14 protein-coding genes, 1 other RNA gene and 1 pseudogene are annotated in these 20374 nt (G+C 65.7%); 9 read left to right on the forward strand and 7 right to left on the reverse strand.

What is annotated here, in order from left to right; translation table 11 throughout:
• Positions 1-72 precede the first annotated feature (72 nt).
• Positions 73-1533: a MiaB/RimO family radical SAM methylthiotransferase gene (locus ACPDIT_RS04260; protein WP_423441864.1), complete on the reverse strand. Its 1461-nt coding sequence runs from the start codon at positions 1531-1533 to the stop codon at positions 73-75.
• A gap of 1702 nt (positions 1534-3235) precedes the next feature.
• Here ACPDIT_RS04260 and ACPDIT_RS04265 point away from each other — a divergent pair.
• The 3 genes from ACPDIT_RS04265 (at position 3236) to rnpB (ending at position 5428) form a co-directional block, all read left to right on the forward strand.
• Positions 3236-3547: an isoamylase early set domain-containing protein gene (locus tag ACPDIT_RS04265; protein WP_423441866.1), complete on the forward strand. Its 312-nt coding sequence runs from the start codon at positions 3236-3238 to the stop codon at positions 3545-3547.
• Positions 3548-3755: 208 nt separating this feature from the next.
• Positions 3756-4730, forward strand: coding sequence for a lipid A deacylase LpxR family protein (locus tag ACPDIT_RS04270; protein WP_423441868.1), 975 nt, complete (start codon positions 3756-3758; stop codon positions 4728-4730).
• A gap of 260 nt (positions 4731-4990) precedes the next feature.
• Positions 4991-5428, forward strand: an RNA gene (gene rnpB, locus ACPDIT_RS04275) — RNase P RNA component class A.
• A gap of 144 nt (positions 5429-5572) precedes the next feature.
• On the opposite strand, the gene ACPDIT_RS04280 is transcribed toward rnpB, so the two are convergent.
• Positions 5573-7771, reverse strand: coding sequence for a multiheme c-type cytochrome (locus tag ACPDIT_RS04280; RefSeq protein ID WP_423441870.1), 2199 nt, complete (start codon positions 7769-7771; stop codon positions 5573-5575).
• Positions 7772-7911: 140 nt separating this feature from the next.
• Positions 7912-9723: a cytochrome b/b6 domain-containing protein gene (locus tag ACPDIT_RS04285; protein WP_423441872.1), complete on the reverse strand. Its 1812-nt coding sequence runs from the start codon at positions 9721-9723 to the stop codon at positions 7912-7914.
• A 228-nt stretch (positions 9724-9951) separates the two neighbouring features.
• Here ACPDIT_RS04285 and ACPDIT_RS04290 point away from each other — a divergent pair, with 228 nt between their 5' ends.
• Together ACPDIT_RS04290 and ACPDIT_RS04295 are read left to right on the forward strand one after the other, a co-directional pair.
• The gene (locus ACPDIT_RS04290) at positions 9952-11250 is read left to right on the forward strand and encodes a sensor histidine kinase (RefSeq protein ID WP_423441874.1); all 1299 of its coding nucleotides are present in this window, start codon (positions 9952-9954) and stop codon (positions 11248-11250) included.
• A gap of 172 nt (positions 11251-11422) precedes the next feature.
• The gene (locus tag ACPDIT_RS04295) at positions 11423-12667 is read left to right on the forward strand and encodes an MFS transporter (RefSeq protein ID WP_423441876.1); all 1245 of its coding nucleotides are present in this window, start codon (positions 11423-11425) and stop codon (positions 12665-12667) included.
• Positions 12668-12789: 122 nt separating this feature from the next.
• Here ACPDIT_RS04295 and ACPDIT_RS04300 read toward each other — a convergent pair whose 3' ends face one another.
• Positions 12790-13380, reverse strand: coding sequence for a very short patch repair endonuclease (locus ACPDIT_RS04300; protein WP_423441878.1), 591 nt, complete (start codon positions 13378-13380; stop codon positions 12790-12792).
• 212 nt (positions 13381-13592) lie between these two features.
• Here ACPDIT_RS04300 and ACPDIT_RS04305 point away from each other — a divergent pair, with 212 nt between their 5' ends.
• Positions 13593-13835, forward strand: coding sequence for a helix-turn-helix domain-containing protein (locus tag ACPDIT_RS04305; protein WP_423441880.1), 243 nt, complete (start codon positions 13593-13595; stop codon positions 13833-13835).
• A gap of 3 nt (positions 13836-13838) precedes the next feature.
• Positions 13839-15872, forward strand: a complete 2034-nt coding sequence (locus tag ACPDIT_RS04310) for a DUF2075 domain-containing protein (protein WP_423441882.1) — start codon at positions 13839-13841, stop codon at positions 15870-15872.
• 90 nt (positions 15873-15962) lie between these two features.
• On the opposite strand, the pseudogene ACPDIT_RS04315 reads toward ACPDIT_RS04310, so the two are convergent.
• Both ACPDIT_RS04315 and ACPDIT_RS04320 read right to left on the reverse strand, forming a co-directional pair.
• Positions 15963-16124: pseudogene (locus ACPDIT_RS04315) on the reverse strand (hypothetical protein); the annotation flags it as partial.
• Positions 16124-16348 (reverse strand): helix-turn-helix domain-containing protein, encoded by a 225-nt coding sequence (locus tag ACPDIT_RS04320; protein ID WP_423441884.1) that lies wholly within the window; start codon positions 16346-16348, stop codon positions 16124-16126. The pseudogene ACPDIT_RS04315 and the gene ACPDIT_RS04320, both read right to left, overlap by 1 nt.
• Before the next feature lie 583 nt (positions 16349-16931).
• Between ACPDIT_RS04320 and rpsU the strand changes: the two genes are divergently transcribed.
• Together rpsU and ACPDIT_RS04330 are read left to right on the forward strand one after the other, a co-directional pair.
• Positions 16932-17129, forward strand: coding sequence for a 30S ribosomal protein S21 (gene rpsU / locus ACPDIT_RS04325; RefSeq protein WP_165106150.1), 198 nt, complete (start codon positions 16932-16934; stop codon positions 17127-17129).
• A 112-nt stretch (positions 17130-17241) separates the two neighbouring features.
• Positions 17242-18156 (forward strand): sugar phosphate isomerase/epimerase family protein, encoded by a 915-nt coding sequence (locus tag ACPDIT_RS04330; RefSeq protein ID WP_423441886.1) that lies wholly within the window; start codon positions 17242-17244, stop codon positions 18154-18156.
• A gap of 138 nt (positions 18157-18294) precedes the next feature.
• On the opposite strand, the gene ACPDIT_RS04335 is transcribed toward ACPDIT_RS04330, so the two are convergent.
• On the reverse strand, positions 18295-19185 hold the full coding sequence (locus tag ACPDIT_RS04335; protein WP_423441888.1) for a phosphoribosylaminoimidazolesuccinocarboxamide synthase: 891 nt from the start codon (positions 19183-19185) through the stop codon (positions 18295-18297).
• Positions 19186-20374 lie beyond the last annotated feature (1189 nt).

Raw genomic sequence — 20374 nt, forward strand, 5'->3', positions numbered from 1 at the left:
GGGGCGGACGATCTGCGTCCGGACGCGGGCCGGGGCGGGTGGCGACTCCGCGACGGCCGCGCGAGACGCGGGTCAAACCACCGCCACACCGGGCTCCCGCGACGTCACCCTGGACACGGACGGGTCGAACCCCACGATGGCCGGATCGCCGTAAAGGGTGTAGGTACCGGCGCGCACGATGCGGACGTCCAACAACTGGCCGCGGTGCCGTTCCGAACCTTCGAAGACCACGATCTTGTTGCAACGGGTGCGGCCCATCATGCGGTGGGGATTCTTTTTGCTGGGGCCTTCGACCAGGATTTGCACCGTGCGGCCGACCAGGGCGGCATAGCGGCGACGGGCAATGTCGTTGATGAGCTCCGAGGCGCGGGCGTGGCGCTCCTCGATGACTTCCTGCGGCAGCGCTCCGGGCATGGAGGCGGCCGGCGTGTCGCGCCGGGGCGAGTATTTGAAGAGGAACACGTGATCGAACTCGACCTGGCGGCACAGGTCGAGCGTCTGCTCGAAGTCCTCCTCGGTTTCGCCGGGGAAACCGACAATGACATCAGTGCTGAGGCCGATGTTGGGCTGCACCGCCCGCAATTTGGCCACGATTTCGAGGAATCGCTCCCGGGTGTAACCCCGGCGCATGAGCTTGAGAATCCGGTTGCTGCCGCTTTGGACGGGCAGATGCGCGCTTTCGACCAGCTTGGGGAGGCGTCCGTAGGCCTCGATGAGATCGTCTCCGTAACCCCTGGGATGGGGCGCGGTGAAACGGATGCGTTCGAGCCCCTCGATCTCGTGGATGGCCTCGAGCAACCGCACAAACGGAGAGCGCGGAGGCCGGCCTTCGGGCTCCGGTTGCGGCCACGGTTCCTCCGGTGCCAACCAACCCGGTCGGCCATCCGGCCCGGGCCGACGCCCGTAACTGGTCACGATCTGGCCCAGAAGCGTGATTTCTTTGACCCCCCGCGCCACCAGTTCCCGGCACTCCGCCACGATGTCGCGAATGCTGCGGCTGCGTTCGGGCCCGCGCGTCTGGGGCACAATGCAGAAGGTGCAGTGCTGATTGCACCCCTGCATGATGCTCACGTAGGCGGTCACCGGGGCATGCCCGTTGACCCCGACCAGATGTTCCCGAATGGCCGCCTCGCTGCCCGGCTCCGGCGCCGTGTCCACCACCTTGGCGGTCTGCCCCCGCAGCAACTGGTCCAAATAATCAGGGGTCCGATGCAGTTTCTGCGTGCCCACCACCAGGTCCACCCCGGGCAGTTGATCGATGAGCTCCCGACCCCGGCTCTGGGCCATGCAACCCAGGAACCCGAGCACCACGTCCCGGCCGCTGCGGCGCTGCTCCGCGATCAGGGCGCGCATCTTGTTCAAGGCTGTCTGCTCGGCATGATCGCGCACGCTGCAGGTGTTCAGCAGCACGACGTCGGCCTGCTCCTCGGACGGGGCCAGCGTGTAGCCGCGGGCCAACAGCCGGGCCGCCAGCGCCTCGCTGTCCCGCACGTTCATCTGGCAGCCGTAGGTTTTGATGTAAACGCTCGGCATGATCGAATGCACCACTTAACGTAAGCCAGAGTCATGGGCTTGAAAAGCCCCGACGGGCCGAGCGAACCGGGGCATGCTTCGAAGCGGACACCGCGTCGGGTTCCTCGGACCGAGTTTTCGACGGCTGCCGGCAGTCTCACGGCCGGCCCGGGCGGGACAGAACCATTGAACCCGGCAGAACATCCCCCTGGCCAGCCCGCCTTTTGAGGTGCAAAGGCCGTGAGGGGCCGCCGGCCCCGCAGCGACGCGGGAAATCCGGGGCGCACGTCTCAAGGGCCAAGGTTTGCCGGCCCAAGATGTGCCTGTCTCGGCCCAGGAGACCCAGGGAGCAAGCGGCGCATTTCGTTTTTTAAGCCGCGGCTTCAGGGGGCCCGAGGAAAGGCAGTTTTTGCCCCGTCTCGCCATGCCGACGCTTTCCGAGGGATCGCGCGGGGTTTTTGGTGGCTGCGTAAAAATCTGAGATGCGCCGGGCCGTCGACGCGCAGCACTCGGGCCCTGCCTGCGCCAACGTTGCAAGCCATAATCTCCAAAAGCAACCCCCTCGGATTCCTTCCCGCCCAACCCATCATAAGTCGAAAAGGTTTCGCGCCTGCGGCGCGTTGATTCGCCCGTGCAATTCATGGGCAGTGGATCCGCGGGGCGCGCCGGCATTGCCTGCGGCAAGGCTGCAAGCAACAAACCTCGCGGCGCACCGCGATGCAGATTCATTTCCATCAAACTTCAAGGATCGGAGAGGCTTCGCGCCCACAGCCTGCCGTGTGTCCGCTCCAACGGGGGGGAGATTCTCCAGTCCAGGGCAGCGCCCTGGGGGACGGGACGCCGCAATTCCCCCCGCCCTGAAGGGGCGGAATTCGGGTGGGCAGGCTCGGCCCTCACGATGGCGCTTACCGAGTAGCGCCCTTTCAGGGCGCAACGGGTTTTGGGGCCCGAGTCCCCGGGGCGTTGCCCCGGGCTGTCGAATCGACGCGCCTTCGGCGCTTCACGTTGCTGGCGGGTTGCCCTGGTCTGACGCGGATTGGTGTCCCGTTCGGCACGTCGCGTGGCTCTTACAAACCGGGCGGCGATTTGGCAACCGAGGGCCGGGCCGTGGGAGAGTGGAATGGCCCGGATACCGGGTGAGTCGTTTGCGCCTTTGGCGCGTTGTGGGTCCGCCCCAACGGGCGGAGATTCACCAGCCCAGGACAGCGCCCTGGGGGACCGGACGCCGCAATTCCACCCCCCCCGCCCTGAAGGGGCGGAATTCACTGCGGCGCACCCGGGCCTCGCGACCAGGGGGCCTCGGGTAACGCCCTTTCAGGGGGGTGGTGGGTTTTGCGGCCCGAATCCCCGGGGGTTGCCCCGCGCGATCGCAGTGAATGCTCCTTCGGCGCGTGGAGAGGCCCGTGGGATGAAATGGACGGCGGAGGGGCCACTGCAAGTTTTGAGTCCCGAATCCAAAGAATCTGGGAAATGGCCCTTTTCCCTCGGCCTTCTCCCACCGGCGAGGCCCGAAATCCCGCAGACCTTTTCGGGGTGTCCAGAACCTGAAATGCCCCGCGTAGCAAGCTTGTCACAGCTCCATGCTTGCCGGGATGGCCGAACTGGGGAATGCTATGGCTGATGGCCGAAGTGCCTTCGGTGAGCTCGACGAGGACCACCGGATGTTCGAGCCGTGACTGGCCGCACAAAGGCCATCCAACCAATCGAGCGGAGGAGTTCAGCCATGACAAAACGAGCCCGCAAAACCACGGCCAAGACGGCCTCCAAGCCTGCGACACCCCCGGGCCAAACCTTTCGCTACAATGCCCCGGGCGCGATGAGCGTCCTGTTGGCGGGGGACTTCACCCATTGGCAACAGCAGGCCATCCCGATGCACAAGGGCCCGGACGGGATCTGGACGGTCACGGTGAACCTGCCCCCCGGCACGTACCACTACCGCTTCATCGTGGACGGCGAATGGCAGGATGACCCCGAGTGCACGCTGCGCGTGCCGAATCCGTTCGGGTCCCAAAACTGCGTGCTCAAAGTTTCTTGAGGACGCAGCGGCGGTGTCAGGGCCGAGGCCGTCGGGGTGGAACCTTGAGGGGAGGGTCTCGCCCGGGAGGCATCGTGCACGCACGGGCTGTCGGGAGAGTTGCCCCGGCCCAACCGCACGGATGTGGCGCCTCGAGCGCGCAAAGGGCCGCCTGTTGGCCATGGCCAGACAATCCATGAACCTCCGCAGGTTTTCGAGCATCCCAATTGTGTCGTGGCTCGCCATCCCGGCACTGTTGGCCGGGCCGGTCGGCGCTGCCTCTGACCCGCCAGACAACTGGGCGTTTTCCCTGCGATGGGAGAACGACACGTTCAGCGGTACGGACCGCTTTTACACCGACGGCATCTCCCTTGCCCTGTTTCGCCTGGGACCGCGGTGGCTGCAGGAGTGGTGCGACCGGCGCGGTTGGGAGTCCGACCTGACCGCGCTGAGCTGGGAGGCCGGACAGATCATGGTCACGCCCTCAGATACCCAGCGAGTGATCCCGGATCCCCGGGACCGTCCGTACGCCGGACTGCTCTACGCAGCCGCCTCTCTCCATTGGGCGCGAGGACCGGCATATCACGGGCTCAAGGTCATCAGCGGTGTGGTGGGCCCGTGGTCCCTGGCAGAAGACACGCAAAAGTGGGTGCACAAACGCGTGGGCAGCGGCATTCCGCAAGGCTGGGGCAGCCAACTGCACAACGAGCCGATCCTCAACCTCGTTTACGAGCACCGCCGCAAATACCGGCTGTGGGGAGAGGCACAAGGATTCGCGCTTGAGGCTCTGCCCGTGGGCAATCTCATGCTGGGCAACGTGCTCACCCAGGTTCAACTGGGCGGACAGGTAAGGGTTGGCTATCGAATCCCTGACGACTTCGGCACCACCCTGATGCGGGGCATGGTCCACTTGCCGCCCCCGCGGTCTTCGAGGACGGAGCAGGCGCCCCCGCGCTGGGGCGCGTATGTGTTTGGCGGTCTCAACGGCAACGCCGTGGCGCGGAACATCACGTTGGACGGCAACACGTGGAAAGACAGCCCCAGCGTGGACAAGGAATGGTGGGTGCCGGCGGCCGAAGTGGGTGCCGTGGGATACCTGGGCCGGTTCCAGTGCGCGTTTGCCTACGTGTTTTGGGGACGCGAATTCAAGGGCCAGCCCGACTTCAGCGAGTTCGGAGCCCTGACCCTGACCTGGCGATTCTGACTTGAGGGCGCCGCGAGCTTCCGTGCTCCGAGCCGGGCGGCCCCGTCCCACCGAATCCCGTCCGGTGGGGTTTCCATGGCCTCCCGAACCGGACGGCTTCGTCAATGGCGGCCCACCGCAGGCCCAAAACCGTGGGTCATGGGGTTCTGCGACAGTCCGGAAGCCGGTTCGGGAACCTGCCGCCCCGGCCGCAGCCCCCACCACCCGCAGTTCTGGCGGGATTGAGGTTGGCCGGGCCAGAGTGTAAAGTATCACCAGCCCGGAAAGAGCGGAGTATCGCTCCCGGTCGCAAGGCCGGGGGAGGAAAGTCCGAACACCACAGGGCACGATGCCGCGTAACCTGCGCCCGAGTCCTCGGGGCCGGCAGGGTACACGCGGGCGGCGACGCCGCGAGGCGTCCCGACGGACAGTGCCACAGAAAACAAACCGCCTGTGCGCCGTCCGCGACCGGAAGGCTGCGGGCAGGCGCACCGGTAAGGGTGAAAAGGTGGGGTAAGAGCCCACCGCTCGGAGCGTAAGCGACGAGGCACGGAAAACCCCATCGGGTGCAAGGCCAAATAGGGGACGTCGAAGTGGCCCGCTTCGGTTCCGCCCCAAGCGGAACGCGTCCCGGGTTCTGGCCGCTCAGACAAATGATACTCTCCTCCGGGGGATGACCCCGGAGCAGACAGAATTCGGCTTACAGCTCTTTCCGGGGCTTTTGTTTTTCCAACCGCCGCGCCCGGATGCCCCGTCGGCTCCGCACCCGGGGGCGGACGGCCCTGGGTGGGAAATGAAGCACCCCTCCCCGGAGGCCAGGGAGGGGTGCTGTTGCGGTCGGGTGTGTGTGGTGCGTGGAAGCTCTACGGCAGCTCGACCACCCGGTAGTACTGCTGGACGTTGCCCCGCGTGGGTGTCAGGTAACTGACCGGCTGGCCGGTACCTTCGATGGGCTCGCCGATGTTTTGCCAGCCACCGCCCAGGGTCGACACGGCCTGAATCTGGTAGCGCTTGCCGACCTGGGTGTCGAAGGTGATTTCGGCCGCCGTGTAGATGCGGACCTTGTCATCTCCCCCGCCGAGGTTCTTGCCCTGGACGAACACCACGCCGTCGGGCAGCACCATGCCGGCCACGCGCGGATCGAGGCCAAGGGCAAACTTCAGCCAGTTGGGGATGCCGTCACCGGCCGGGCTGGCGTTGGGCGCGGCCATGGGATCGTTGATCCCGGCGAAGTAGGCCTGTTGCCACCAGTCGGGCAGACCATCGTTGTTGGCGTCGCCGCTCAGGTCGGCAATCGAAGCCTTCAGGAGGCCGACGGCATAGCTGAGGTTGTGAATGCCGTAACTGCCGTCCTCCAACACGAACAGGTAGTTGTAGAGCGCCCGCAATTGCGGTCGGGTGAACTTCTGCCGGGTGGCAGTGTCACTGGCCACCTCGGGCCGGCCCAGCGGCGGCAGCATCATGCCCAGTTTGTCGAGCAGACCCTTCACCTCGGTCTGCACGCCTTCGATGATGCCATCGCCGTCGTAATCCTGCCGCTTGAAGTCAAACGTATCGATGTCGCCGTGGCACTGGACACAGGCCTGCACCAGTTCGACCCGGTTGCTGCCGGTGTCCCAGGCCATCTTCCAAGTGTGCCCGCCGACCTGGAGGTGCGCCGGATCGGTCCGGGCCGTGTCCTGCATGTGGCACGTCACACAGCTGTCCTGCACCACCTGGTAATGGGCCGAGCTGGGGATGACCTTGCCATAGGTGACGGCATTGGCCCCCACCAACATGTCGGCCTGCGGGCCGTGGTGCGGACCAAAGACCGAGCTGCCGGCGGTGACCTCGACGTAGTTGGTGGCGTTGCGGCGGGCCTGGTGACAGTGCATGCACAAGAGCCCTTTACCGCCCTTGTCCACGACGGTGAATCCGTCATTGAGGGTGATGGGGCTCATCGCGCGGAGCTGGTGCGGGTTGGTGGCATCATGCGGGTCGTGACAGGCCGTGCAGTTGATCGACTCGTAGGCGGTGCGCCGCTGGGCCTCGGGCACGCCCTTCATCCGGTCGATGAATCCCAAACCCTGGTGGCAGCCGGCACAAGCGGTTCGTTCCTCGCGCACGGCCACGGCATGGCGCGAATTCGCCCACTGCAAGGGATATACGTGGTAGGGCTCCTCCGAATGGCACTGGGCGCAATCGCCCGAGCTGTAGTTGACGCTGATGCGCGGCCAGTTGAAGACGTTGGTCTGACCGAGGGCCATGCCGTGCTCGCTGCCCGGACCGTGACAGTTCTCGCACTGGATGTTGGCGAGGTTCTTGAGCTGCTGCGGCATGGCCGCCCAGTTGCCATTGGTCAGCCGGGAAGGAAACGTCCAGCCCAACTGCGCGGCCACGTCGTCAAAGCCCCCGTTGACAGCGGCCGGATCCGTATCGTAGCCGACCACGTGGCACTGGATGCAGCTGGCGCGGTAGTACGGAGCTTCCAACCCGTCAATGGCGCGGGTGAAGAACGTGGCGTGGGCGGTCTGTTGCCATTGATGATATTTGTCCTGGGCGATGACCCCGCCGCTGTGGCAGAGGGCGCAGGTGTGGGCGCCGAGGTAGGTGCCCACGGAAACGTTGCGCTGCAGGACCAGGTTGGTGGTGGCCGTGCTGACGGTGACCTGGACGGTATACTGACCCGCCACGGTGGGCTTCAGCAGGCGCCGGTCCGCCACGTTGTAATCCAGTTGGGCACGCGGCTCGTAAGCCGGCACGTTCGGCCCCAGCGGACTGGGTTGGAGCGTGTCGGTGCTGCCGACCGGCTTGAGCGTGAGCTCCCAGTTGATGCCGGTGATGTTGGTCAGGTTTTTGGGCAGCAACAGATCCAGGTACACCGGCTGGCCAATGCCCACCGTGTCCAGCCCGCCGGAAACCTGCATGTTCGCAGGCAGACCATAATCGTGGATGTCCTGGTGCGTCAGGGGACGCGGCACCAGCATCGGGCTCTGGGCCTGGATTGCGATCCAGGAAGCCGCCCAGACACCCAGCGCCACGCACGCCACACCACCGCGCCGGTTGAGCCGTTGAGCTTTCATATACGATTCGGTTGTTCTTGGTTCCAGATCCGACCGACCCTTTACGCACTCCCACTGTGGGCCGGGGCCGGCGGAAGCGCCTACGCAAGTTTTGTCAAAAAGCCAACTTAAGTTGTCTTGGAGCATCTGCAGGCGACGATTCAGGCACGCTTAGATTCCACCGGGCCCGATTCGGAAGGGGTACCGGCCGGCGGCGTGCTCGCCCCAACAGGGGCCGCCGTGGCCGCCTCGGAGGACCGCGAAGGCGCCGGACACATCGGATCCAGCGGGTGTTCCTCACGATACCACTCGGCCGAGACGCGGCCATCCCAGAACGCAGGGTTCACCGGATACACGTCGGGATCGAAGATCACGTGGTAGAAGTGCCAGACCACGATGGCCAGACAGGCCAGAATGGCCTCGTAGAAATGGATGGTGAGGGCCACGTCCACGACCCAGCGCGGCAGCCATTGGGTCACCTCCAACTTGAACCACATCAGCAGGCCGGTGACTCCCATGAGGACGGTGCCCCAGACCACGGCCCAGTACTCGAATTTCTCCGTGTAACCGAACCGGCCGATGAGCGGACGTTGGGACCGGCGCCCGACCAAATAGCCGATCATCCCCACCAGATCGCGAAAGTCCCGAGCGCGGGGCCGCAAGTCGCGCAGAAGGCGCCGACCCTCGGCCGAGACCGAGATGTAAACAAGATGCCAGAGGCCGGTGAGCAACAAAACCACACCCGCCCATCGATGCACCCAGCGCCGAAACGGTTCGCTGTTACCCAGCAGGTGCGCCAGCCAGGAGTCGGGATAGCTGAGAGCAAATCCGCTGATCGCCAGGACGAAAAAGCTGCTGGCCAGGAGCCCATGCTGCCATCGTTGGACGCGATCCATGCGCAGCACGGTCCGGGGATGCCCGCGGAGGCGGTGGCAGAGCTTGCGCCAGAAGAGCAGCCCGTTGTGCATCAACATGGCCCCCACCGTGCAGGCGATCAGGACCAGGTAAATGCGGCGAACCCACCAGTTGATGCGGCTGCCCACATCCGGACCACCGCGCACGCCGCGCACGTCCACGTGGACCCGGCTGAGGGCGAACTTTTCCGTGGCTCCCGGATGACACTGGCCACAGGTGCGAACCAGGTTGGCCGGATGGATGGAAGACTCCGGGTCGGTCGAAGGCAGGACCTTGTGGTAGCCATGGCAGCTGCCGCAATTGGCGGCCACGGGCAGGCCATACTGGGCAGCCAACCCGTGGTAACTCTGAAAGAAGGTCTCCACACGATCCGAAGGCAGACGAAACTTCGTATTGATCCGCTCCGAGGCATGGCACCGACTGCAGACGTCACGGGCAATGTACTGAGGGGCGGCTCCGCGCAGGGTCTCGATGCGATGTTCACTGTGGCAGTCCGTGCACGTGGGCGCTTCCCGGATGCCCCGGGTCAGGGCCTTTCCGTGGATGCCGGCCAGAAAGTCAGCCGCTTCGGTGTCGTGACAACTTCCGCAGGTTTCCGGCTGCCGGGTGAAATGGAGGGGCGACGCCGCGTCGGTGGGCGGCACGACTTCGTGGCCTCCGTGGCAATCCTGACAGGTGGCGGCCTCAGCCCGGCCGGCTTGCAGGGCGCGGCCGTGGACGCTGGCGTGGAAGGTCTCGCTCTGGGCGGCGTGACAACGGGCGCAGTCCACGGGCCCCACCGGCCGTTCGTCGTCCGGGTGTTGGAGAGTGACTCCGACGTGGCAACTGACACAGGTGTTGGTGCGGTGCACGGAGCGCGCCAACCGGGCCTCGTCCACGAACAGGGAAATCACGCGGCCGACGGCGTTGGTCCTGGTCAGGTCGGGGTCCGAGTGGCAGTCAAGGCAGTCCTTGTTCGACCGGTCCACGGGAACCGGGGCAGGGTTGGGCATCCCCTGACCGGCAAGACCGGTGGCGGTGAGGAACACGGATAACGTCAGTCCAAGCAACGCCTTCACACGAACACCCTGGGTTGGCGCACGGCGGGACGCCTTCCCTGGCTTGGCTTTTCTGCAGCCCTTCTTGCCTGCACGAAAATGCCTTGGGATATGCATTTCTTGGCCGGGCCGGGTTGGGACGGTCAAAGGAAGGGCTTGAGCCGATGGCCTGCACGGGTATGATCCCGGCATGCGCGGGCGGGTCAAGAGGACCGGGAGGCGGGCGCCCGACGACGGCAGGGGCGCAACATGAGCAAGACGACCATGTTACCGGATGCGGCCAGGACGGCGCCGGTGAATGCGCTGCCACGGCGCAAACCGGTGCTGTTGATCGTGGACGACGAAGAGGGGCCGCGGCAGTCGCTCCAGGTGATTTTCAAGGACGAGTTCGAGGTGTTGCTGGCCCCGGACGGTCCGACGGCGGTGGCGCTGGCGCAGCAGCATCCCGTGGACGTGGCCATCACCGACATTCGGATGGCGGGCATGTCCGGCATCGAGGTGCTGGAGCGCCTGAAGTACGTGAATCCCGGCATCGAGGTCGTGATGATCACCGCCTACGAGACCACCGAGACGCTGCGCCAGGCGTTGCGGCTGCAGGCCTGCGACTACATCAACAAGCCTTTCGACGTGGCGACGATCCGGGCCGCTGTCCAGCGGGCCCTCCAACGCCACACCCTGGAGAGTGAGCTGCGGAGCAACACGGAGCATCTGGAGGCGCTGCGCGCCGAGCTGCAGAATCAACGCATCGCCGAGCAGATCGCCCAGACGCGGGGCGAAATCTATGCCAGCATCATTCACGACATCAACGGACCGCTCACGGTGATCTCCGGGTTCCTGCAGTTGCTCAACCAGCGGCTCAGCCAGGCCCAGCGTCTGGAGGCGGAGGATCTCGAGTTCCTCCGGGAGAGGTTGCGCGTGATCACCCGGCAGGTCACCAACTGCATCGAGATCTCGCGCCGGTATCTGAGCTACCTGCGGCGATCGGGCGAGGACGCCCTCAGCGGTCATGTGGATCAGTTGCTGGGGGATCTGGCGCAGCTGGTGCGGGTGCATCCCAGTTCCCAGCGGCACGAGTTCGTCCTGCAAAACGTGAACGAGCCGGTGGCGGTGCGAACCAACGGGACCGACTTCATCCAGGTGCTTTTGAACCTGATCGTCAACGCCTTCCAGTGCTCCCCCCACCCGCACAGGGTCGAAGTCCGCGGCGAGGTGCTGTCGCGGCCGCTGGATCTGTCGCAGTTCAAGGACACGCCCCAGACCCGGTTCGTGAACATGGAGAGCTTCGACAACACACCCCCCTTGCTGGCGATGCAGGTGCGCGACAACGGGCCGGGCATGACCCCGGACATTCTGAGCCGGATCTTCGACCCGTGGTTCACGACCAAGGAGCGTCACCAGGGCACCGGGCTGGGCCTGAACATCGTGCAGCGGCTGGTCCGGGCCGCCCGTGGCGTGGTGCACGTGCACAGCGTGCCCGGCCGGGGCACAACCTTCACCGTGTACTTCCCGGCGGTGCGACTGCCCACAGGCGAGGGCAACCGCGGTTGAAGGGAAGGATGTCTCCGCGGGCGGTGCGGGATCCACTTCGCGAAGGGGACGCCAGGAGGTTTGTACGAGTGCCTCTGCGCGGATGGAAACCTGCCAATGCATTCTGCAGCGCCGTGGCACGGGAGCGGCCGGAGGCTGCGCCCCGTGGCCCCGGGACCCTTGGAGGTAAACGATGAGCCCTGCGGATCGCCGGGCGCAAACGTTTTACTACGAGCGGTGGCGGGCGGTCGCCGGGGGCATTCTGGAAACCGCGGGCACCACGTTTCTGCTGCTGATCGCGGTGCGCTGGTTCCAGGCCGGGGCACTGGCCAAGGCGCTGGTGGCCGGCGGCGGCAACCTGGGCTTCCTGTTGTCCCCCTGGTGGGTGAGCCGGGTCGAACGGGCCGGTTGGCCCGTGGCCCGCGCGGCGGGTGCGCTGGCCCTCAGCGGGGCGCTGGCGCTGTTGATCATGGCGCTGGTGCCGTCCCTGACCGTGTATGTACTGGGCGCCACGCTGGCCGTGGCCTGTCTGGCCCTGAGCGTGCCCCTGATGACGCAGGTGTTTCAGGACAACTACCCGGAGCACGAACGCGGCAAGTTGTTCTCCCGGGCGATCATGATCCGCATCGCGGTGGCCGCCGTGTTCAGCGAGCTGGCCGGGCGCGCCCTCTCCGGGCGCATTCAATACTATCCGTGGTTGCTGGTGGTCTTTGCCGGGGCGTTCCTGTTGGCAGCCTGGGCCCTGTTTCAGTGTCCCTCCCGGCCCCTGGAGCGCTCGGGAGGCACGCACCCGTTCAAGGCGCTCCGCTTCGTGCGCACGGACCCGCTGTTCCGACGCACCCTGGTCATGTGGATGCTGATGGGCTTCGGCAATCTCATGATGCTGCCGTTGCGGGTGGAGTACCTGGCCAACGAACGTCACGGGGTCACCGTGGGCGGCGAACCGCTGAGTGTCGCCGGCGTCGCCTTCCTGACCGGCGTGGTCCCCAACCTGGCCCGGCTCGTGATGAGTCCGGTGTGGGGCTGGTTGTTCGACCGGGCCAATTTTTTCGTGCTCCGCATTGCGTTGAACCTCGGCTTTGCCGTGGGCATCGGAACGTTCTTCACCAGCGATTCCCTGGCGGGGTTGCTGGCGGCGGCGATCCTCTTCGGCGTGGCCAATGCCGGCGGGGACGTGGCCTGGAGCCTGTGGGTGACCAAATTTGCGCCGCCGGGACAGGTGGCCGACTACATGAGCGTCCACACCTTCTTCACCGGCCTGCGGGGCCTGCTGGCCCCGGTGGTGGCTTTTTTGCTGATCAACCACTGCACCGTGGGCCAGGTGGCTGGCTTGAGCGTGGCCCTCATCCTGGCCGGCACCTTGTTGCTGTTGCCGGAGATTCCGCAGGGCCGTCGTGGACGCCGGGCGGAAGCCCTGGTGGAGGAGGTTTCCGAGTAACGGCCCTGGCCGAGCCGAACGCGGAAGGGATCCCGGTCCCCCGGCGTCGCGACGGGCCGGGCGGATGCACAAGAGGCTCGATCCCTCTTTCCGGACGCCGCGAAGGGCAACGCCACGGGACCTCAGCGCCCCAACCCGGGAGAGCTGCCGCCGGCCCGGCCAACGCTGGACCTGTTTGCGAGGGCGCGCCGGATCCGCGCCACCACGCGCAGCGGCCCGCGACCCGACTTCACAGGCCCGGCTGCGGCCAGTTCGTGCTCCCAAACGCGGATGACACACCAGCCCTGGCGCCGCAGCTGTCGGGTGACGAACCGGTCGCGTGCCATGTTGGCCGCCAGTTTCCGCCGCCAAAAGGCCTTGCCGGTTCTGCGGGTGCGCTGCGCGCCCGGGCTCTCGCAGGCGACCAGTGGCATGGAACTTTTCTTCAGCCACCGCGCGGGCGGCGAGTGCCTGGGACAACCGTGCCAGAAACAGCCGTCCACGAAAACGGCCACCCGCGGTCCGGGGAACACGAAGTCGATCTGCACAAAGCCGGCGCGCGACCCGCGGCCGCGCGGGGCCCTTTGCAGCGGCACTTTTACGTGACGTCGCCACCCCTTGAGACCATGGGCGCGCAACAAGCGGGCCAGGGCCAGCTCCGTGTCGCGGTTGCCGCGCGACCGGATTCGGGCCATGACCTCCGACCGTTGGCTTCCGATAAAGACGTCCGGCATGGTCATCCGGATCTGGTTGCAAACGGCGCAGCGAACGGAGAATCCGCCCGATCGAGTGCGGGAAACCGGCGGCTTTCGATCGGCATCGGCATTACAGTTGAAGTCGCGGTTGTGAGGTAGGGCATCGGTTTGCGGGGACAGTTTCATCCGCACTGGGTGATGTGCTAAACCAGCACACTTCAGGCGGCCAAGTCTCGTAAACTGGCCGCCCAATGACTCGAAAAGAACCGGTCAATTTGGTAGGGGCACGTGTCAAAATCGCACGTCTCCGCCGAAATCCGCCCCTGACACAGGACGAGCTTTCGGGTCAGCTGGCCGCCTACGGCATCCAACTCGATCGCATCGCCATCTCCCGAATCGAACGCGGTCACCGTTACGTGACCGACAGAGAAGTGCTGGCGTTTTCCAAAGTCCTTGGGGTCTCGCCCGCTTGGCTGCTCGGGATGGAGAAGTGAATCATGCCCGCCTTCTACCGAGCGTCCGTTTCCGACTTTCTGAATGCGGACCCGGCGACTGTCATCGGTCAGCTCCATCTGCAAAGTCGGCATGCGGTTTCTAATATGCGCACGGCCACTGTCGTCTCGTGGGAACGGACGGTCACCGCGCTACGGGACGCCTTGCGCGAAGTGGCTGCGGGCATCCCCACCGCCCGGCGATGGGGCTTGTTGTTGGAATACGAGATCCCCAGACGAAATTGCCGGATCGACTGCGTCCTCCTTGCCGGCCAGTTGGTGATCATCCTCGAGTTGAAGACCGGTGCCACGGGCAGCGCTTCCGCGGCCAAGCGACAAGTCGAACATTACGCCATCGAACTACGCGATTTTCACGCAGAAAGCCGAAACAGGCGGATCGTTCCCGTCGCCGTACTATCCGGGTCCCCCCTTTTCCAGCTCCAGCTTGACCCAGACGAGGCCGACCTCGTTCAGCCGGTTCAAATCACGGGAGATGTCACCCTTTCTCGGACGCTGCTCGCCGTCGCGCATGTCCATGAAACTGCCATCCGGGGCGGCCAAATCGACCTCGCGGCATGGGATGAGTCGGCCTACGCACCGATCCCGAACATCGTCGAAGCCGCCCAAATGCTCTTTGCCGGTCAGAGTGTGCGGGAGATCTCCCACGCCCACACCGACGCCTACAACCTCACCAAGACCACAGACGTATTGGTGGATGCCGTCCAACGCGCACAAAGAGAACGCCGCAAGGCGGTCTGTTTTGTGACCGGGGTGCCGGGCGCAGGCAAGACGCTGGCCGGACTCAATGTCGTTCACAGTCCCGACCTGCTCCGCGACGGGCGCCCTGTCGGCGCGTTTCTCTCAGGAAACGGCCCGCTGGTTAAAGTGCTCATCGAGGCGCTAGCGCAGGACCATCACCGTCGGACACGCGAAACGTTGGCCGAGTCCCGCCGGCGCGCCAGGACCTTTATCCAAAGCGTCCATGGCTTCCTAAAGGCGTACCGTGCCCCGGGGCGGCCTCCACCCGAGCGGGTGGTGGTGTTCGACGAAGCCCAACGCGCTTGGGACGCGGAAAAGGTCCGCAAGGAATTGCTCCGTCGAGCCACCTCGGAGGAACGCAACCATTTGGGACCGGCTCTCTCGGAGCCTGCGCTGATGTTAAGCATCATGGACCGATGGCCCGATTGGGCGGTCATCATCGCCCTCGTCGGTGGGGGACAAGAGATCCACGACGGAGAGGCTGGGTTGGCCGAATGGGGTCGAGCTTTGCGCGAACGCTTTCCGCACTGGGAGGTGGTGGCATCACCGGAAGCCTTGGAAGGGGGTCCAAGCGTTGCAGGCAGCCGCCTCTTTCCAGACGGCGAGGCCGGTTCGCTTTCCGTCCGTCAGGAGCGCTACTTGCACCTTCCAGTCGCTGTGCGATCGTTTCGGGCCCAGGCCGTAGCCGAGTGGGTGAACGCTGTGGTCAACGGTCATACGGAACAAGCCGCCCAGATCGCCGCCCAAGTCTCCAGCTTCCCGATCAAGCTCACCCGCTCTTTGGACGAGGCCCGACGCTGGTTGAAGCAAAAGACCCGGGGGTACAGGCGGTGCGGCCTGCTGGCCAGTTCGGGGGCCCTGCGGCTGCGCGCGCATGGGCTTGAAGTGTCGTCCGGGTTTCGCAGCTCCTTCCCGTTCCAGGAATGGTTCCTCGCCGAGCCTGACGATGTGCGTTCGTCGAACTGGCTGGAAGTCGCTTTGACAGAATTCGAGTGTCAGGGGCTGGAGCTTGATTGGGTCGGCGTTTGTTGGGGTGGCGATTTTAGCTGGGGCGGAAACACTTGGGAGTTTCGCCAGTTCAGAGGATCCACGTGGCAATCGGTGCAGAAGCCGACGACCCGCGAGTACATCCGGAACAAATACCGAGTCTTGCTAACACGAGCGCGGGAGGGGCTCGTCATCTGGGTGCCCGAAGGCAGTGTCGAAGACGAGACTCGTCCGCCTGAGTGGTTCGACTCGACTGCCGAGTTCTTGAGGCAATGTGGTGCAACAGACCTTTGACGGTCGTCGGGCATTCGAGAAGCCCTGACAGGGCGGACCGCCCACGATGACGTCCACCGCCGCCAGGGTGCGAAAGCCGGCCCGCTCCATGCCCAAACTGAACCCTCCGCACCCGCAAAAGAGATCCAAGCACGTGAGCGACGGCCGTGCGCCCGGCTTCCCGTCCTTCTCCCACCGGCGAGAATGGTTCGAATTGGGCAGGGCGGGTACTTGCGAAGGCTCGTTCAGATTCGCGGATCGGCGGCGCGCCATCAGTCCACCCCCTCCAACAGTTTCGCTGTGGGGATGCCCAGAGCCCGGGCGATCCGAATCACGTTCCTGATGCCGGGGTTGCGCGACCCGCGTTCGATGTCGCTGATGTAAGTGCGGTCGAGGTCGGCTCTCTCCGCCAGTTGTTCCTGGGTCAGGCCCTTTGCTTCGCGCTGCTGGCGCACTCTCAGGCCGAAGGCGGCCAGAAGCGGATCGCGCTTTGCCATACGCCAAGCTTCGGCCTGATGTCGGCAATGAGTCTATCGACGATCAGTGACATTGTGCCGGAATCGCACAGGGCCCCGCTGGCCCGGGTCGGGAGTCTGAAGTCCGTTTTCGCCTGTGGGGGCCGGGCCTGCATTGCTCTGGGCCCGCCCTTCCCCGGGTCGGAAACGTGCCGGTTTGGCACATGGCCGGTTGATTTCCACCCCGAGCGTCGGCCATTGCCCGGGGAGGGCGCCCGCCGGGGTTCGCCCCATGGATCCCGCAGCGGGGCGTTTCTCCCGAGCGGCGGGTCCCGGATTGGCTGGGGCCGCACCGGTCGAAGCGCAGCCGGGGAGGGTGGGGCGGACATTGCCAGTCGCGCCCGGGCCCGGCCGCCAGGCCCCCTCTCGGGCGGGCGATCGGGGCAGCGCGGGGAGGCAGCCGGGGGACGGTCGTCTGCTTGCGGTCTTCAGCGGCGCTGGTGGGATTTTGAGCATTGACAGAAGCGGCGGGGCCGCCCTATGGTGAGCGCCCCTTGACCGGAGACCGGGGCCGGCCGGGTGCAGCGGCCGGCTTCGGGGGTCGTTGGAAAGGATGTGATTGACCTTGAGCGAGATCCGACTGAAAAAAGGCGAACCGATTGACAAGGCCTTGCGGCGGCTGAAGAAGAAGCTGGACCGCGAAGGCATCCTGCGCATCGTCCGCAACCATCGGCACTACGAAAAGCCGAGCGAACGACGTCGGCGCAAGGAGAAGGCGGCACGCTTCGCCGCCATGCTCAATGCGCGGTACGCGGAAATGTGAGCGCCCGACGTTGTGGCGCCGGCCGGGGCCCGTGGCGGACGGGGCCGGCCGGTTTTTTGTTTTTCGGACCGGAGCCCGGGGCTGGAGAAAGGGCCCGGCGGAGGCGTGAGGCATGTATTCGTTTTCCACCTGTTGGAACTCACATCGGCATACGGATGGCCGGGCCATGCTGCGGGAAATTCGCGAGCTGGGCTTCGAGTATGCCGAGTTGAGCCACGGGATCCGCCTGAGTTTGGTGGAGGGCATCCTGCAGGCGGTGGACGCCGGGGAAATCCGCATTTCCAGCCTGCACAATTTTTGTCCGCTGCCCATGGGCGTGTCCCACGCGGCGCCCAACCTGTTCCAGTTTTCCGCCGAGTCGGCCCGTGAACGGGAGCTGGCCGTCAAATCCACGCTGAAGACCTTCGATTTCGCCGTTCGGGTGGGCGCCCCGCTGGTGGTGTTGCACATGGGGAGCGTGGAGATGAAGGATTACACCCGCCGGTTGAAGGAGCTGCTGGCCGACGGAAAACGGGGCAGCGACCGCTACGAGGCGTTGTTGGCCGAAGCGGTGGAGCGCCGGGAGGCCCGAAAGGAACCGTTTGTCGAGCGGGCCTACGAAACCCTGCGGCGTCTGATTCCGGAGGCCGAGGCGCGCGGGTTGCGCCTGGGCATCGAAAACCGCGAGGCGGTGGAGGAAATCCCGTTCGAAACGGATTTGCTCTTCTTTTTCCGCGAGTTCGCGCAACCCACCGTGACCTACTGGCACGATACCGGGCACGCGCAGATCAAGGAAGAGCTGGGGCTGATCCAGCACATGCTGCATCTGGAATCGTTTGCCGATCGGCTGGCCGGGTTCCACATCCACGACGTGCGGCCTCCCTGTCGGGACCATTGTCCGCCCGGCACGGGGCAGGTGGATTTTGCCGCGCTGCGACCGTGGGTGCGTCCGGAACACATCAAGGTCTTCGAACTGAGCCCGGCTTTGACGGTGGAGGAGGTGCGGGCCGGCGTGGAGCACATCCGGCGGATTTGGGGCGGGGAGTAGGCCACGGGCCAATCTCTCCGGGGCGCCGGGGCGGTTTCTACGGCGGGGGCGGTTCAGCTGGACGGCCCGCGCAGCCGGCGCAGAAAACGGAGCGCGAGGGCCCGGGCGACCCCGGCGCAGGCGTTGGCAGGAGCACGGCTACAGCGAACGGCCGGTGAGCCTTTGGTAGGCTTCCAGGTACTTGGCGCTGGTGGCGGCGACGATCTCCGGAGGCAGCACCGGTCCGGGCGGGGTTTTGTCCCAAGCCAGGCTTTCAAGGTAGTCCCGCACGAATTGCTTGTCGAAGCTGGGCTGGGGCCGTCCGGGCTCATACTGGTCGGCGGGCCAGAACCGCGAAGAGTCGGGAGTGAGCAACTCGTCGATCAAGAGAAGCCGATCCCCCTCCAGGCCGAATTCGAATTTCGTGTCGGCGATGAGAATGCCGCGGCTGCGGGCGTAATCGCGGGCTTCGGTGTAGATCTGCAGGCTCAGGTCCCGCACCCGCCGGGCCAAATCGGCGCCCAACAGCTGGCAGGCGGCGTCGAACGAGATGTTTTGATCATGCCCGGTTTCGGCCTTGGTCGATGGGGTGAAGATGGGTTCGGGGAGTTCCTCGGATTCACGCAGGCCCGGTGGCAGGCGAAGACCGGCCACCGTCCCGGTCTGGCGGTATTCCTTCCAGGCACTGCCGGCGAGGTACCCGCGGACGATACACTCGACCGGCAGGGGTCGGGCCTTGCGGACCAGCATCGAGCGCCGGGCCAGCACGGAGGCCCAGGGTTGCAACGGCGCGGGCAGCGGCGCCTCCGGGCCGGCCAGCAAGTGGTTCGGGACCTGCGAAGCAAACCGTTCGAACCAGAAGAAGGAGATTTGCGTAAGGACTTCGCCCTTGCGGGGGATCCCATTGGGCAACACGACGTCGAACGCGGAAATGCGGTCCGTGGCCACCAGCAGCAGTCGGTCGCCCAAATCGAAGATCTCGCGGACCTTGCCGCTGCGCAGTTTGGGGATGCCGGGCAGGTCCAGCCTCAGCAGCGGTTCGTTCGTCATGGATTCATGCTGGAAGCGGGGCGCAGGACCCGGCAACAGGAAAAGTGGAGCCCCCGAACCCGCCCAATGAGCCCGTCACCGGGGGCGGGCCGGGAAGAACCGCGTTCGCGCCATGCACAAACCGGACCGGGCAAGGCCCGCAGGGCCTTTTCGCGCGGATTTCCGTTTTTGAGCACCGCGTGCAAGGATCCCGACTGAAGGCCTTTTCGTCCCGGCTTTCCCATGCCGAAGACGCCCGGAGTAACGCCGACCTCGTACGGCCGCCAAAACCGGACTTGCGCCAGACCGCGGACTTGCGACCCCGGGGGGCCTCCTCTGCAGCGAGGTTGCCAGCAAAAAGTCTCCACACCAGCCCCCGGGGATTCATCCCCACGAAGCTCCCCAGGAGTCGAAAAGGCTTCGCGCCTTCGGGGCGCCGTGTGTCCGCCCCAACGGGGCGGAGATTCTCCAGCCCAGGGCAGCGCCCTGGGTGACCGGACGCCGCAATTCCCCCCGCCCTGAAGGGGTAGGACTCGGCACGGTCACCTGCCCGCCCGTCGCGATTGGGATCGCGGAGTTGCGCCCCTTCAGGGCGCGGTGGGTTCGGGGGCCCCGAGTTCCCGGGGCGTTGCCCCGGGCTGACGAATCGATGCGCCTTCAGCGCCTTGATTCGCACGCGTGATCCATGCGCAGCCCATGCACGAGGTGAACAGCCCTGTCTGTGACAGGGCAGCAAGCGACAATTTCCAGCGACGCGATGCGAACTCCTTTCCAGCAAACACATCGAGGATCGGAGAGGCTTGGCGCCCATGGCCGGCCATCTCTCCGCCCCAACAGGGCGGGAATTCATCAGCCCAGGGCAACGCCCTGGGGAGCCGGGTTCGCACAATTCATTCCGCCCTGAAGGGGCGGAATTCGGTGGGACAGGTGCGGCCCTTGCGAGGGTGGTTCCCGGGTTGCGCCCTTTCAGGGCTCGATGGGTTTTGCGGGCCGCATTCCCGGGGCGTTGCCCAGGGCTGTGGAATCGACGCGCCTTCGGCGCTTCAAGTTGCCGGCGGGTTGCCCTGGTCTGACACGGATTGGTGTCCCGTTCGGCGCGTCGCGTGGCTCTTACAAACCGGGCGGAGATTTGGCAACCGAGGGCCGGGCCGTGGGGCAGAGCGCACGAACAAACCCCAGCAGACAGCCAAGTTGGATTCGTAGTGTCTTC

The organism is Limisphaera sp. VF-2, from assembly GCF_049537125.1.
Taxonomy (GTDB): domain Bacteria; phylum Verrucomicrobiota; class Verrucomicrobiia; order Limisphaerales; family Limisphaeraceae; genus Limisphaera.